This window comes from Bacillus sp. SN32 (assembly GCF_002837495.1).
GTDB classification, from domain to species: Bacteria; Bacillota; Bacilli; order Bacillales; family Bacillaceae; genus Bacillus; species Bacillus subtilis.
In genome coordinates, this window is sequence record NZ_PJCT01000007.1 from 65,450 (window position 1) to 80,369 (window position 14,920).

11 protein-coding genes are annotated in these 14,920 nt (G+C 46.2%); 8 read left to right on the forward strand and 3 right to left on the reverse strand.

The window, feature by feature from the left end:
• Positions 1-62: 62 nt before the first annotated feature.
• The 3 genes from CW370_RS19525 to CW370_RS19535 are packed head-to-tail and all read left to right on the forward strand — an operon-like array spanning position 63 to position 3,144.
• Entirely contained in the window at positions 63-1,805 is a 1,743-nt protein-coding gene (locus CW370_RS19525; protein ID WP_101169922.1) for an adenine deaminase, read from the forward strand.
• A 26-nt stretch (positions 1,806-1,831) separates the two neighbouring features.
• The gene (locus CW370_RS19530; protein ID WP_101169923.1) at positions 1,832-2,827 is read left to right on the forward strand and encodes a DUF3048 domain-containing protein; all 996 of its coding nucleotides are present in this window, start codon (positions 1,832-1,834) and stop codon (positions 2,825-2,827) included.
• 2 nt (positions 2,828-2,829) lie between these two features.
• Positions 2,830-3,144, forward strand: a complete 315-nt coding sequence (locus CW370_RS19535) for a YerC/YecD family TrpR-related protein (protein WP_003219429.1) — start codon at positions 2,830-2,832, stop codon at positions 3,142-3,144.
• A gap of 37 nt (positions 3,145-3,181) precedes the next feature.
• Here the strand turns inward: CW370_RS19535 and CW370_RS19540 are convergent, their stop codons facing one another.
• Entirely contained in the window at positions 3,182-4,759 is a 1,578-nt protein-coding gene (locus tag CW370_RS19540) for an FMN-binding glutamate synthase family protein (RefSeq protein ID WP_047182215.1), read from the reverse strand.
• 264 nt (positions 4,760-5,023) lie between these two features.
• On the opposite strand from CW370_RS19540, the gene CW370_RS19545 reads away from it, so the two are divergent.
• The 5 genes from CW370_RS19545 to CW370_RS19565 all read left to right on the forward strand — a co-directional run bounded on the left by CW370_RS19545 (position 5,024) and on the right by CW370_RS19565 (position 12,399).
• The gene (locus CW370_RS19545) at positions 5,024-5,710 is read left to right on the forward strand and encodes a heptaprenylglyceryl phosphate synthase (protein WP_015715449.1); all 687 of its coding nucleotides are present in this window, start codon (positions 5,024-5,026) and stop codon (positions 5,708-5,710) included.
• Between the two features lie 61 nt (positions 5,711-5,771).
• The gene (pcrA, locus tag CW370_RS19550; protein WP_101169924.1) at positions 5,772-7,991 is read left to right on the forward strand and encodes a DNA helicase PcrA; all 2,220 of its coding nucleotides are present in this window, start codon (positions 5,772-5,774) and stop codon (positions 7,989-7,991) included.
• 23 nt (positions 7,992-8,014) lie between these two features.
• A complete protein-coding gene (gene ligA / locus CW370_RS19555; RefSeq protein WP_024573222.1) occupies positions 8,015-10,021 on the forward strand; it encodes an NAD-dependent DNA ligase LigA in 2,007 nt (668 codons plus the stop codon).
• A gap of 15 nt (positions 10,022-10,036) precedes the next feature.
• Positions 10,037-11,227, forward strand: coding sequence for a CamS family sex pheromone protein (locus CW370_RS19560; protein ID WP_076458660.1), 1,191 nt, complete (start codon positions 10,037-10,039; stop codon positions 11,225-11,227).
• Positions 11,228-11,388: 161 nt separating this feature from the next.
• Positions 11,389-12,399, forward strand: coding sequence for a phosphotransferase enzyme family protein (locus CW370_RS19565; protein WP_101169925.1), 1,011 nt, complete (start codon positions 11,389-11,391; stop codon positions 12,397-12,399).
• Between the two features lie 37 nt (positions 12,400-12,436).
• On the opposite strand, the gene CW370_RS19570 is transcribed toward CW370_RS19565, so the two are convergent.
• Both CW370_RS19570 and opuE read right to left on the reverse strand, forming a co-directional pair.
• Complete coding sequence (locus tag CW370_RS19570) at positions 12,437-13,135, reverse strand: MgtC/SapB family protein (RefSeq protein WP_010886431.1); 699 nt, start codon at positions 13,133-13,135, stop codon at positions 12,437-12,439.
• Positions 13,136-13,241: 106 nt separating this feature from the next.
• Positions 13,242-14,720: a proline transporter OpuE gene (opuE, locus tag CW370_RS19575; protein WP_003233905.1), complete on the reverse strand. Its 1,479-nt coding sequence runs from the start codon at positions 14,718-14,720 to the stop codon at positions 13,242-13,244.
• Between the last annotated feature and the right edge of the window lie 200 nt (positions 14,721-14,920).

Sequence of the window (14,920 nt, forward strand, 5' to 3'; positions counted from 1 at the left end):
TCGTGCGTGATGAGGAAGGATGTGATACCATGAGTCTAATACATGTAAAGGAGAGTATGTGAATGTCCGAACGCACCTTTAACTGGAAAAACAAAGACATCAGGGCACAGGTTGATGTTGTAGACTCAAAGCTGCTTCCAACGCTCCTTTTACGGAATGCTCTCGTCTTAAATCCATATGTAAAACAATGGCTGAAAAAAAACATTTGGATTTATCAGGACCGCATTGTTTATGTGGGTCATGAACTTCCGAATAGAGCCGAAGAAATTCATACGATTGATTGTGAAGGAAAATACATTGTGCCAGGTTATATTGAACCGCACGCACATCCTTTTCAAATATATAATCCCCAAACACTGGCGGAATATGTGTCTCAATATGGAACAACGACATTCGTGAATGATAACTTATTTTTGCTTTTGCAAAGCGGAAAAAAGAAAGCGCTTACGATTTTGAATGAACTCAAAAAGCAGCCTGTCCAGTATTTTTGGTGGTCACGCTATGACCTCCAGACCGAGGTTCTGAACGAGGACCACGTCCTTCCATTTGACGTCAGAAAACAGTGGATTGAACATCCGGATGTGATTCAAGGCGGAGAAATGACCGGATGGCCTCGCCTGGTAGATGGTGATGATTTAATGCTCCACTGCATGCAAGCTACAAAGAAACAGAGAAAACGCATTGAAGGGCATTTTCCCGGCGCTTCTGATAAAACGCTTACAAAAATGAAGCTGTTCGGTGCGGATTGTGATCATGAAGCGATGACAGGTGATGAAGTGATGAGAAGGCTGGAACTGGGCTATTATGTTTCCCTTCGGAACTCTTCCATTCGCCCTGATGTAAGAAAAATCTTGCAGGAGCTGCATGAGAAGGGCTTCCGCTATTATGACCACTTCTTTTACACGACAGATGGCGCAACCCCGAATTTCTATAAAGGCGGCATGACAAACGAGCTGATTCGCATCGCGTTAGAAGAAGGCGTACCTGCAATCGACGCCTACAATATGGCATCATTTAATATCGCAAAGTATTACCAAATGGATGATTATATAGGAGTTGTCGGACCGGGTAGACTGGCATCGCTCAACATACTGGAAGATCCGTTAAATCCGAATCCAGTGACTGTTCTGTCAAAAGGGACTATTCTGCGTGAAGACGGCTGTGATTTGAAGGCGTTTACAAAGACGGACTGGCACAAAGGCGGTCTTGTCCCGCTTGAGCTTTCATATGATATGACGATGGATGACTTGCAGTTTTCTATGCCGATGGGCGTGAAAATGCGGAATGCGGTTATTATGGAGCCATATATGATTGAGATCGACAATTCGATGGAACAGCTCTCGTTTGACCATGATGAAAGTTATTTGTTGATGCTCGACAGACACGGGAAATGGCGCGTCAATACGATGATAAAAGGGTTTGCCTCAAGCGTGCAGGGATTTGTAAGCTCCTTTACGACGACGGGCGACATTGTCGCGATTGGAAAAAATAAAGCAGATATGCTGCTCGCTTTCGCCCGCATGAAAGAAATCGGAGGAGGAATTGTTTTAGCGGAGAACGGAAACATTCTGCATGAAATCCCGCTTGCGCTGTGCGGCTGCGCCTCTTCGGAAGCGTATGAAGACGTGCTTGAGAAGGAACAAAAGCTGAGAGATCTTTTGACTGAAAGAGGCTATGAGTTTTGCGATCCTATCTATACGCTGCTCTTTTTGCAAAGTACGCACCTTCCGTATATACGTATTACGCCAAGAGGAATCTTCGACGTCATGAAAAAAACTGTACTCTTTCCATCGATAATGCGTTAAAATATAAAAGAGCAGGGAGCCGACATATGAAAAAATGGATGACAGTTTGCGCGCTGTGTTTCGTGTTTTTTCTGCTGGTATCCTGCCAGCAGAAGGATGCTGTCCCGGATACTGCAAAGAAGCTGAAAGCTCCTTTAACGGGGCTAAAGACTGAACAGAAGGTGACTGAACGCCGGCCTGTTGCTGTTGTGGTGAACAATCACCCGAAGGCGAGGCCGCAGTCGGGTCTGTCTAAAGCCGACATTGTCATAGAAGCGCTAGCCGAAGGGCAAATCACAAGATTTCTGGCCATTTTCCAAAGCCAGATGCCTGAAACTGTCGGACCTGTGCGGAGCGCGCGGGAATATTTCGTCACTCTCAGCAATGGCTTTGACAGCATATTTGTCCATCACGGCTGGAGTCCCGGCGCCAAAGAGCAGCTGGAATCCGGAGCTGCCGATTATATGAACGGATTGGATTTTGACGGAAGCTTATTTTGGAGAGCTGATTTCAACAAACCGCCCCACAATTCCTATACGTCTTATGATTACATAAAAAAGGCGGCGGAACAAAAGGGTTATAAGCTGAAGCAGGAAACAAATCTGCTGCTGTTTCAAACATCAGATGCAAAACCTGCAAATGAATCTTACAATGTTCGGGTAGATTATGGAACAAAAAACGTTACAAATCTTGTCGAATACAACTATGATAAAAAAGCTGAATCTTATACAAGAAGCTCTGATGGTGTCATAACGACAGACCGGGAAACCGGAAAGCCGGTTGCAATGCAAAATATTTTCATTGTTGAAGCCAGCCATCATATTATTGATCAAGATGGAAGGCGGGACATCGACTTGGAATCAGGGGGAAAAGGTCTGTTGTTTCAGCACGGAAACGTCATTGAAACAGACTGGAAACAAGTGAATGGCAGAATTGTGCCGGTAAAAGACGGCAAGTGGCTTCCGTTTGTGCCAGGAAAGACTTGGATCAATATCGTACCTGATCTTGATGCGGCTTCCATTAGTAAAGGAGAAGGTGTGTAACGATGCAAATCGATAAATTACGCGGCAAAGAGCTGGACCAGTTATTTAACTCGATCTTATCGCTGAAAGACCTGGAGGAATGTTACCGATTCTTCGATGATCTATGCACAATTAACGAAATTCAATCGCTGGCTCAGCGCCTTGAAGTGGCGCGCATGCTTCGCGAAGGAAACACGTATCATAAGATTGAAACAGAAACAGGCGCTTCCACGGCTACGATTTCCCGTGTGAAACGCTGCTTAAATTACGGGAATGACGCTTATGAAATGGCGCTTGACCGTGTGAAGGAAACGGAAACTGAGTCTTCTTCAAAATAACATAGAACCGCCCTGCCGTTCGGCAAGGGCGGTTTCTTTATGAAACAAATTGATGGATCAGGTTGTCGATATCGATGAGACTGCCATCCTCTTTCCGATAGACAACATGCTCCTTGGAAAAATGAATCGGCGAATTGATCCCTGCTGCGGCTGCAAGATTAAACAGCCCCTCGCGCAGGGAAATGACGTAGTTGCAGACACGATGCTGTTTTTCCTCAACGCTCAACGCTTTTTGCAATTTCGGATCTGTCGTCGCCACACCTGCCGGACAGGTGTTGGTGTGGCAGACGAGAGCGCGGATGCAGCCAACGGAAAACATCATGCCGCGTGCGATGTTGACAAAGTCAGCGCCGAGGGCTAAGGCGACCGCGATTTTATCAGGAGTCAGGAGCTTTCCGGAAGCAAAGATTTTCAGCTGGCTGCGCAAGCCGTATTGTTTAAGAAGCGTGTCAACAATAGGCAGCGCTGTCATAATCGGAAGGCCGACTGTATCCGCGAGCTCGTAAAAGGAAGCTCCGGTACCGCCTTCACTTCCGTCGATCGTGATAAAATCCGGATGCTTTCCGCTTTTCTGCATATGAGAGAAAAGCTCATGCAATTCTTCAGGATGCCCTGCGACCAGTTTGATGCCGACTGGCTTTTGTCCGACATCTCTAAGTTTTTCAATAAAGTCGAGCATTTCAGGAGGGTTTGAGAATTCATAAAAGCGGTTCGGGCTGTCAATCGACTTTCCAGGTTCGACATTCCGAATATCTGCCACTTCCTCTGATACTTTGGCGCCGTCCACATGGCCGCCGCGGGTTTTCGCTCCTTGTGCCAGCTTTAGCTCAAACGCTTTAATTTGGTCAATCCTGCTTTTTCTTTTAAATTCCTCCCACGAAAATTCCCCGTTTCTTTTGCGCACGCCGAATAGGCCCGGTCCGATTTGGCAAATGATATCGGCGCCGCCCTTTAAGTGATACTCAGACAATCCTCCTTCACCTGTATTCATCCAGGTGCCGCCTGCCTGATGAAGCCCTTTTGAGAGCGCCGTAACAGCCCGTTCTCCAAGAGAACCGTAGCTCATGGCAGACTGGCCGACTAAGCCCTTCACATAAAATGGCTTCTCGCATGTATGCTCGCCAATCACCTGTACATCATCAGGATGGAGAAAGTACGGGTCTGCCTTGATATGTTCGGCATGCTCCTTGCGTTTGAACAGATTGTCAGCATCCATTTTATAGATTTGGGTTTCAATTTTTGGCGTTTGATTTACATGCATTTCTTCCCTTTGTTTTGGAAACATAGCGTTACGGATATAATAGCCAGGTTTATCAAAATCTCTTACAGATCCAAAGCCCATCATTCTGCTTTTGTATTTGCCGGAGATGACGGTTTGCTCATATTCCTTTCGTGAAAAAGGCTGCTCCTCATTGTCATTGCTGTATAAATACTGTCTGAGCTCCGGCCCGATTTTTTCAAGGATATACCGAAACCTTCCAATGACGGGATAGTTGCGAAGGATTGAGTGCTCCTGCTGTTTTTCATCCTTTATGTAGATCCAGGCAAACAAGACGATCGGGATAGCGATGATCCCTATGATAAATGCGATGAGTGCTATTATGATGGTTTCCATCTCTCAGCCTCCCTTTTTATGTAACCATTTCCACAGTTGAACACTTTCCAAACAATAGCAGAAGGAATCTGGTGAAAAATATGTGCTTCTGCCGATACAGGACTCAGCAAGCAGGTACTGCCATATGCTCTCTTTTTTTATGAAAAAAGAATCAAAACACCTTTTTCAGTGAATAACGAGATTAACGGCTTTTTCCGTTTTTCCGCGCTATGTGAATTTGTTATAATGTTTAAATGGTAACAAACGAATGGAGGAACGTATGACGTGTACGATGTAACGGAGTGGAAGCATGTCTTTAAACTCGATCCAAATAAAGATTTGCCTGACGAACAGCTGGAGATTCTTTGCGAATCAGGAACGGATGCGGTCATTATCGGAGGCAGCGATGGTGTAACAGAGGATAATGTCCTGCGGATGATGTCTAAGGTAAGACGGTTTTTGGTGCCGTGTGTCCTAGAGGTGTCAGCGATTGAAGCGATCGTTCCCGGCTTTGACTTATATTTTATTCCTAGTGTATTAAACAGCAAAAACGCGGATTGGATTGTCGGAATGCACCAGAAAGCCATGAAGGAATACGGAGAACTGATGTCTATGGAAGAAATCGTGGCGGAGGGCTACTGCATCGCAAATCCAGATTGCAAAGCCGCGGCACTGACTGAAGCGGACGCCGATCTGAATATGGATGATATTGTCGCCTATGCGCGTGTGTCGGAGCTGCTGCAACTGCCGATTTTTTATTTAGAATACAGCGGCATGATTGGAGACATAGAAGCTGTCAAGAAAACGAAGGCTGTATTGGAAACGTCAACCTTGTTTTATGGCGGCGGCATCAAGGATGCGGAAACGGCCAGACAGTATGCAGAGCATGCGGACGTGATCGTTGTAGGCAATGCGGTGTATGAAGATTTTGACAGGGCTTTGAAAACAGTAGCGGCTGTGAAAGGCGAGTAGTAAATTGTACGGATTTGGTTTATGATAGAACATATGTTTTGTATAGGCGGGTGAACAAATTTTGAATTATATTAGCAATCAATTACTAAGCGGTTTAAACCCCGTTCAGCAGGAAGCTGTCAAAACAACGGACGGGCCTCTTTTGCTGATGGCGGGAGCGGGAAGCGGAAAGACGCGTGTCCTGACCCATAGAATTGCTTATTTAATGGCAGAAAAGCATGTGGCGCCGTGGAACATTCTGGCGATCACATTTACAAATAAAGCGGCACGCGAAATGAAAGAACGTGTGGAAAGCATCCTCGGACCCGGCGCGGACGATATCTGGATTTCCACATTCCACAGCATGTGCGTGCGGATCTTGCGCAGAGATATCGACCGGATCGGGATCAACCGAAATTTCTCCATTCTTGATACGGCGGACCAGCTTTCAGTGATCAAGGGGATTTTGAAGGAGCGCAATCTTGATCCGAAGAAGTTTGACCCGAGAAGCATCCTCGGCACGATCAGCAGTGCAAAAAACGAATTGACCGAACCGGAGGAATTCTCTAAAGTTGCTGGCGGCTACTACGATCAGGTGGTCAGCGATGTATATGCTGATTATCAGAAGAAGCTATTGAAAAACCAGTCGCTCGATTTTGACGATTTGATTATGACGACGATTAAATTGTTTGACCGAGTGCCGGAAGTGCTTGAATTTTATCAGCGCAAATTCCAGTACATTCACGTTGATGAGTATCAGGATACGAACAGGGCGCAATACATGCTCGTTAAGCAGCTTGCCGAGCGTTTCCAGAACCTTTGCGTTGTGGGGGATTCTGATCAGTCAATCTACAGATGGCGCGGCGCGGATATCACCAACATCCTTTCATTTGAAAAAGATTATCCGAATGCAAGCGTGATTTTGCTAGAACAAAACTATCGTTCAACGAAACGGATTTTGCGCGCGGCAAACGAGGTCATTAAAAACAACTCTAACCGCAAACCGAAAAATTTGTGGACGGAAAACGATGAAGGCATCAAAATTTCCTATTATCGCGGTGATAATGAATTCGGTGAAGGGCAGTTTGTGGCCGGTAAAATTCATCAGCTTCACAGCTCAGGCAAGCGGAAGCTGTCTGATATCGCCATTTTATACCGGACAAACGCGCAGTCCCGTGTGATTGAGGAAACGCTTCTCAAAGCGGGCTTGAACTATAACATTGTCGGCGGCACAAAGTTCTATGACAGAAAAGAAATTAAAGACATTCTTGCGTACCTGCGCCTCGTATCTAATCCGGATGACGATATTAGTTTCACGCGCATTGTCAATGTGCCGAAGCGCGGAGTCGGCGCGACATCACTTGAAAAAATCGCTTCGTATGCGGCCATAAACGGCTTGTCATTTTTCCAAGCGATTCAGCAGGTTGATTTTATCGGCGTCAGTGCCAAAGCGGCAAACGCGCTTGACAGCTTTAGACAGATGATTGAAAACCTGACCAATATGCAGGATTACTTATCCATTACAGAGCTGACAGAAGAAATTCTTGATAAGACCGAGTACAGAGAAATGCTGAAGGCTGAGAAATCGATCGAAGCCCAAAGCCGTTTAGAAAACATCGACGAGTTCCTGTCTGTTACGAAAAACTTTGAACAGAAAAGTGAAGACAAGACACTCGTTGCGTTCCTGACAGACTTGGCGCTGATCGCAGATATTGATCAGCTCGATCAGAAGGAGGAAGAGTCAGGCGGCAAGGATGCGATCACCCTGATGACACTGCACGCCGCGAAAGGACTGGAGTTCCCGGTTGTTTTCTTGATGGGGCTTGAAGAAGGAGTCTTCCCGCATAGCCGTTCTCTCATGGAGGAAGCGGAAATGGAAGAAGAACGCCGCCTTGCGTACGTTGGGATTACAAGGGCGGAACAGGAGCTTTATCTGACCAATGCCAAAATGCGCACCTTGTTTGGCCGGACAAATATGAACCCGGAATCTCGCTTCATTGCTGAAATACCGGATGATTTATTGGAAAACCTAAATGAGAAAAAAGAAACGAGAGCGTCGTCTGCGAGAAAAATGCAGCCGAGACGCGGCCCTGTTTCACGCCCGGTATCCTACGCCAGCAAAACAGGCGGCGACACCTTGAACTGGGCAGTCGGAGATAAGGCGGGCCATAAAAAATGGGGAACAGGAACTGTCGTCAGCGTGAAAGGCGAAGGAGAAGGGACAGAGCTTGATATTGCCTTCCCGAGCCCTGTCGGCGTGAAACGCCTGTTAGCAGCATTTGCTCCTATTGAAAAGCAGTAATTGAAGAGGAAAGGAAGAAGCAGATGGACAAAGAAACAGCGAAGCAGCGGGCAGAAGAACTGCGCCGCACCATCAACAAGTATAGCTATGAATATTACACCTTAGATGAACCGAGCGTCCCAGATGCCGAATACGACAGATTGATGCAGGAGCTGATTGCGATCGAGGATGAGCACCCAGACCTCAGAACGCCTGACTCTCCTACGCAGCGCGTCGGCGGAGCCGTGCTTGAAGCGTTTCAGAAAGTCACCCACGGCACACCGATGCTCAGTCTGGGCAACGCCTTTAATGCTGATGATCTTCGTGATTTCGACCGCCGTGTGCGCCAAGCCGTCGGCGACGATGTGGCGTATAATGTGGAGCTGAAAATAGACGGTCTTGCTGTTTCTCTCCGTTATGAAGACGGCTATTTTGTCAGAGGGGCCACAAGAGGTGACGGAACGACGGGAGAGGATATTACGGAGAATCTGAAGACGATCCGCAATATCCCCCTTAAAATGAACCGTGAGCTGTCAATCGAAGTGCGCGGCGAGGCGTATATGCCGAAGCGTTCGTTTGAAGCTCTTAATGAGGAACGAATTAAAAATGAGGAAGAACCGTTCGCCAATCCGCGAAATGCCGCGGCGGGATCTCTCAGGCAGCTTGATCCGAAAATTGCAGCGAAACGAAACCTCGATATCTTCGTCTACAGTATAGCGGAGCTTGACGAGATGGGTGTTGAAACGCAAAGCCAGGGGCTTGATTTTCTCGACGAACTCGGATTTAAAACGAATCAGGAACGAAAAAAATGCGGCAGCATAGAAGAAGTCATAGTGCTGGTCGATGAGTTTCAGGCGAAGCGCGCTGACCTGCCGTATGAAATAGACGGCATTGTCATTAAAGTCGATTCTCTCGATCAACAGGAGGAGCTCGGTTTTACGGCGAAAAGCCCGCGCTGGGCCATCGCGTATAAGTTTCCTGCTGAAGAGGTCGTGACGAAGCTTCTCGATATCGAATTAAATGTCGGCAGAACGGGTGTGATCACGCCGACCGCGATTCTTGAGCCGGTAAAAGTTGCCGGCACAACGGTCTCAAGAGCATCCCTTCATAACGAAGATTTAATTAAAGAGAAGGACATTCGGATTTTGGATAAGGTTGTCGTCAAAAAAGCGGGCGATATCATCCCGGAAGTTGTGAATGTCCTCGTTGAACAGCGCACAGGAGAAGAAAAGGAATTCAGCATGCCGACGGAATGTCCTGAATGCGGCAGTGAGCTCGTCCGGATCGAAGGAGAAGTGGCGCTTCGCTGCATTAACCCTGAATGTCCGGCGCAAATCCGGGAAGGGCTGATCCATTTCGTTTCCCGCAATGCCATGAACATTGATGGGCTCGGCGAACGAGTGATCACACAGCTGTTTGAGGAAAACCTTGTCCGCAATGTGGCAGATTTATATAAGCTGACGAAGGAACGAGTCATCCAGCTCGAGCGCATGGGCGAAAAGTCCACTGAAAACCTGATCAGCTCCATCCAAAAATCAAAAGAAAATTCGTTAGAGCGCCTGCTGTTTGGGCTTGGCATCCGTTTTATCGGATCAAAGGCCGCAAAGACGCTTGCCATGCATTTTGAAAGCTTGGAGAACCTGAAAAAAGCCTCTAAAGAGGAACTTCTCGCGGTAGATGAAATCGGTGAAAAAATGGCTGATGCTGTGATCACCTATTTTCATAAAGAAGAAATGCTTGAACTCTTGAATGAACTTCAGGAGCTGGGCGTAAACACACTCTACAAAGGCCCGAAAAAAGTAAAAGCAGAGGACAGCGATTCTTACTTTGCCGGTAAAACAATTGTTCTGACAGGAAAGCTGGAAGAGCTGTCAAGAAACGAAGCCAAAGCGCAAATCGAAGCGCTGGGCGGAAAGCTGACTGGAAGCGTCAGCAAAAACACAGACTTAGTCATCGCCGGAGAAGCGGCGGGAAGCAAGCTGACAAAAGCACAAGAGCTGAACATTGAAGTGTGGAATGAAGAACAGTTAATGGGAGAGCTAAAGAAATAAGAGGAGTGTTTTCTATTGAAAAAGACGTTGGCATTGGCGGCAACGGCAGCAGTATTAATGCTGTCTGCCTGCTCGTCAGGTTTCGGGGGGGAGAAGGAGGAAGAGATTACGCAAAAGACGGCGAAATCGTCAGAAAAAGCGATTGTCCCGAAATATAATATCTCTGACTCCTATTACAAAATGGTGCTGCCGTTTAAGGCAGGCAAAGCGCGCGGCTTAACAACGGAACAGCTGAACACAAGGCTGGACATTGACGAGTTTGAAACAGGGCTGATGCGTCTTGCCCAAGATTCTTTCTCGACTGACGATTATCTGTTCCAAGAAGGACAATATTTAGATGAGGATACAGTATTAAGCTGGCTGGCACGGAAAAAAACGGGCTCTGATTTGAAAAAAGCCGAAAAAGAAGATAAAAACTTCAAAAATGAAGGCTTGAATCCAGCGCTCCCGAGCTCTGGTTCAACAGAAGAAAAGAACGAAAGCAGCCCGATTTATTTAGCATCCATGCTTGAGCACGATTATTTAGTCAGAAAAGATAAGAATTCTATCCAGCTTGGCGGCGTCATGATCGGACTGGCGTTAAACTCCGTGTATTACTATCGTGAAAAAACTGGCGACCCGCAAAAAGAAGTGGAGATTAAGGACAGCACGCTTCGTCAGCAGGGAGAAAAAATCGCACAGGAGGTTATTAACCGCCTTCGTAAAAAAGATAACTTGAAGAATGTGCCGATTACCGTCGCGCTCTACAAGCAGGCGTCAAAAACATCGATTGTGCCGGGGAACTTCATCGCCAAAACAGAGGTCAAAGCAGGCTCTACTGATATCTCAAATTGGGATGACATCAATGAAAAATATGTATTCTATCCGGCGGATACAACCACAGCAGAAAAATACCCGGATGACACCGAGGTCTTTAAGCGGTTTAAAAATTCAATTGAAGAATATTTCCCGAACTATACAGGCGTTGTCGGTACAGCGCTGTATGATAATGATGAAATGAAGAAAATGAAGATTGACATACCAATGCAATTCTACGGAAAAAGTGAAGTTGTCGCGTTTACCCAGTTCTTAACGGGTGAAGTGATGGACTACTACTCTAAGAGCTCAGTTGATGTCGAAGTCAATATCACGTCCTCAGACGGACAGGAAGCGGTCATTATCCGCAATGCCGGAGATAAAGAGCCGACTGTTCACATTTATGACTGATAGAAAACCCTTGTGCCATATTGGCACAAGGGTTTTTATGTTACAATTAACAGGAAAAGGGAAAATATTTCCGCTTCTGCCGAAACACAAATCAAGGGGAGGTATGTTGATGCTGGAAATCGTGTGAAAACAATCATTATCAAATCTATAGCAGTGAAAGGATGTTAGACGTGCATAAAGATATCAAAAAAATATTTCATGAAGAGCAGGTTTTGGCAGAAGCTGCAGCGAAATACGGTTTCTCAAAAGATCAGGTGCGTTTTCTGGCTGATGCGGAAAACTATGTATATGAATGCATGAAAGACAATCAACCTTATATTTTAAAGATTACCCATACGATTCGGAGATCTTCTGATTATATAATGGGAGAGATGGAATGGCTCCGTCACCTTGCAATAGGGGGAATTTCAGTAGCCAAACCGCTCCCGTCGCTGAACGGAAAAGACGTAGAAGCAGTGCCGGACGGAAACGGCGGGTCATTTTTATTGAGAGTGTATGAGAAAGCGCCAGGGCAAAAAGTGGATGAATCGGACTGGAATGAAACGCTATTTTATGAGCTTGGCAGATACACAGGCAGCATGCACAGCCTGACAAAAAGCTACAAATTGAGCAATCCCGCTTTCAAAAGACAGGAATGGGATGAAGAGGAGCAATTAAAGCTGAGAAAATATGTGCCTGAAGATCAGATAAAGGTGTTTCAGCAAGCCGATTCTTTGATGAATGAACTGCGGAGGCTCCCGAAAAGCCAGGACAGCTACGGCTTGGTGCATGCGGACCTGCACCATGGCAATTTTAACTGGGATCATGGCAAAATCACGGCATTTGATTTTGATGATATCGGCTACAACTGGTTTGTTAACGATATTAGCATTCTTCTCTACAATGTCCTGTGGTATCCTGTTGTGCCATATGATGATAAAGCTGCGTTTACAGAAGAATTTATGACGCATTTTATGAAAGGGTACTGGGAGGAAAATGAGCTTGACCCTGCATGGCTGATGATAATACCTGATTTCCTCCGCCTTCGCCATATGCTGATTTACGGATTGCTGCACCAGATGTTTGACCTTAACACAATAGGAGAAGAGGAAAAAGAAATGCTGGCCGGTTTCAGAAACGATATAGAGAATGGCACGCCGATTACAGCATTTGATTTTTCAGCACTGGTGTAGATAGAAAAAGCCAATGGGATTCCAGTCCCATTGGCTTTTATAATGTATCACACTTCACGCCGACTACGCCTTCAATGGCTTTAATGTCATAGTAGACGTCGGTCGTGTATCTGTTTTTATGGACGCGGACCTTCACTTCCATAATTGGAAAATCCTTTTCGCCTAGGTCGTCGATCCGAACGGAGTGTGCTTTGATATCTCTTCTTTTCATTTCTTTTAAAATCTCTGTCATTTTGTCTTTATCAGAAAGTGACATTCTGATGCGGATGTCTTTTTCCTGCAGGCGGTCGGGGCCGATTTTTCTGACCACCCATGGGAGAAATTCCACGCTGATCAGGATGAACAGAAGACTGGCAAACGCTTCTTTATAAAAACCGGCTCCCGTAGCCAGCCCGAGCCCCGCTGCCCCCCAGATCATGGCCGATGTCGTCAGGCCGGAAATGACATCATTGCTTTTTCGCAGGATGACACCGGCTCCGATAAACCCGACGCCGGAGATGATTTGTGCCGGCAGACGAAGCGGATCCATCATGATGCGGTAGTATTTAGGGAAATGATATGCCGCATTAATACTGACGATCGTCAGCATGCATGAGCTGACTGCGATGACAATACAGGTTTTTAATCCGAGCGGCTTATTTTTTAATTCGCGTTCAAGCCCGATGACCATGCCAATCAATGTGGCAATGCCCAATTTCAATAAAATATCAGGATCAATATACCAGCTCAACAGCAAACTTCCCCCTTCTCTATGGTGTTTTTAAATAAATATGATTTTCTCACAGTATTTATAGCAAAACAAGGGCACAAAAGCCACCAAGCTGCGCTTGATGGCTTATTGCTTACTTTTTGCGTTTTAACAGCTTTTCCATGACACCGAATAATCGGTAAGAGGCTTTTGCAGGACGTTTTGTGATCATGCTGACAATGATGCCGGCAATCATACTGAGAATAAACCCAGGGATGATTTCGTACACACCGGTTGATTTTGCCAGGCCGGTTGTAATCCAGATCAACACGGTCGCAGCCCCGACAATCATGGCAGCAAGCGCGCCCCATTCGTTCATTCGCTTCCAATACAGACTGAGCAGAATCGCAGGTCCGAAAGCTGAACCGAAGCCGGCCCAAGCGTATCCGACCAAATCAAGAATGGTGCTGTTCGGGTTCAATGACAAGAGTACCGCGATAACGGCAATGACTAAGACGGACAATCGCCCGATCATGACCAATTCTTTATCAGAAGCTTTTCGTCTGAAAAATGACCGGTATAAATCCTCTGTTACAGCACTTGCTGTGACCAAGAGCTGTGAGGAAATCGAACTCATGATGGCAGCCAAAATAGCTGACAATAAGAACCCTGTAATTAATGGGTGGAACAAGATTTTAGAGAAGATAATGAAAATCATCTCCGGATCTTTTACAGCAACTCCGAATTTATGGGCGTATGCAACACCGATTAAACCCGTCAGCACGGAACCTAGAACTGTAATGATCATCCAGCTCATGCCGATTCGGCGTGCAGGCTTCAAATCTTTAATGTTTTTAATCGCCATAAATCGGACGATGATATGAGGCTGGCCGTAGTAGCCCAACCCCCAGGCTAAATAGGAAATAATGCTAATGACGCTCGCGCCTTTAAAGATATCCAATAAGTGTGGGTTAACAGCGCCGATTTCATGGAGAGTCGGAGCAACGCCGCCCACATGGGTAAAAGCAACGATCGGCACAAGCACTAGTGCTGCAAACATGATCGCACCCTGCACGAAGTCAGTCAGACTGACAGCAAGGAAACCGCCAAACAGTGTGTATAATACGACAACTGCGGTGGTCAGAAACAAGCCTAATTTGTAATCCGCACCAAAAGCAGATTCAAACAGCCGTCCGCCAGATACCATACCGGAAGAGGTATACAATGTGAAAAAGATCATGATGATCAATGCAGATACGATTTTCAGCAGTGATGAAGAATGCTGGAATCGTTTATCAAAGAAATCAGGAATCGTAATCGCATCATCCGCCGCTTCCGTATAAGCACGCAGCCTTGGAGCCAGCAGCAAGTAATTTGAGTACGCCCCGATTGTAAGACCTAAAGCAAGCCATAAGGTGGACAGCCCTGTCGCAAACATTGCGCCGGGAACACCCATCAGCATCCATCCGCTCATATCGGCCGCGCCGGCAGACAAAGCAGTAACGAATGGTCCGAGGCCTCTTCCTCCAAGCATGTAATCATTGATGTCAGTGGTTTTCTTGAATGCATACCAGCCGATTAACAGCATGGCAATAAAGTAAATTCCTAAAGATATAATAATTTCAATACTCACGTTTTACCCTCTCTTCATTTCTAATAATGTTGCATCACCTCTCAAATTGATGGTGCCAGTTAAGCAGCCTGGCGTAAGTGCAAATCAAAAGAAATTCTTTTGCGGGTGCACTTGGTAACTTAACCTAACAAAGTATTCCCGGCCATTCAAGCGATGAAACATTGATCATAAGCTGGAAATACCGTTGCAAACCTAGAAGG

Excerpts from the sequence above, each read along its gene's own strand:
- CW370_RS19525 (WP_101169922.1), top strand. The coding sequence starts at position 63 with ATGTCCGAACGCACCTTTAACTGGAAAAACAAAGACATCAGGGCACAG.
- CW370_RS19530 (WP_101169923.1), top strand. The coding sequence starts at position 1,832 with ATGAAAAAATGGATGACAGTTTGCGCGCTGTGTTTCGTGTTTTTTCTG.
- CW370_RS19535 (WP_003219429.1), top strand. The coding sequence starts at position 2,830 with ATGCAAATCGATAAATTACGCGGCAAAGAGCTGGACCAGTTATTTAAC.
- CW370_RS19540 (WP_047182215.1), bottom strand. The coding sequence starts at position 4,759 with ATGGAAACCATCATAATAGCACTCATCGCATTTATCATAGGGATCATC.
- ligA (WP_024573222.1), top strand. The coding sequence starts at position 8,015 with ATGGACAAAGAAACAGCGAAGCAGCGGGCAGAAGAACTGCGCCGCACC.
- CW370_RS19565 (WP_101169925.1), top strand. The coding sequence starts at position 11,389 with ATGTTAGACGTGCATAAAGATATCAAAAAAATATTTCATGAAGAGCAG.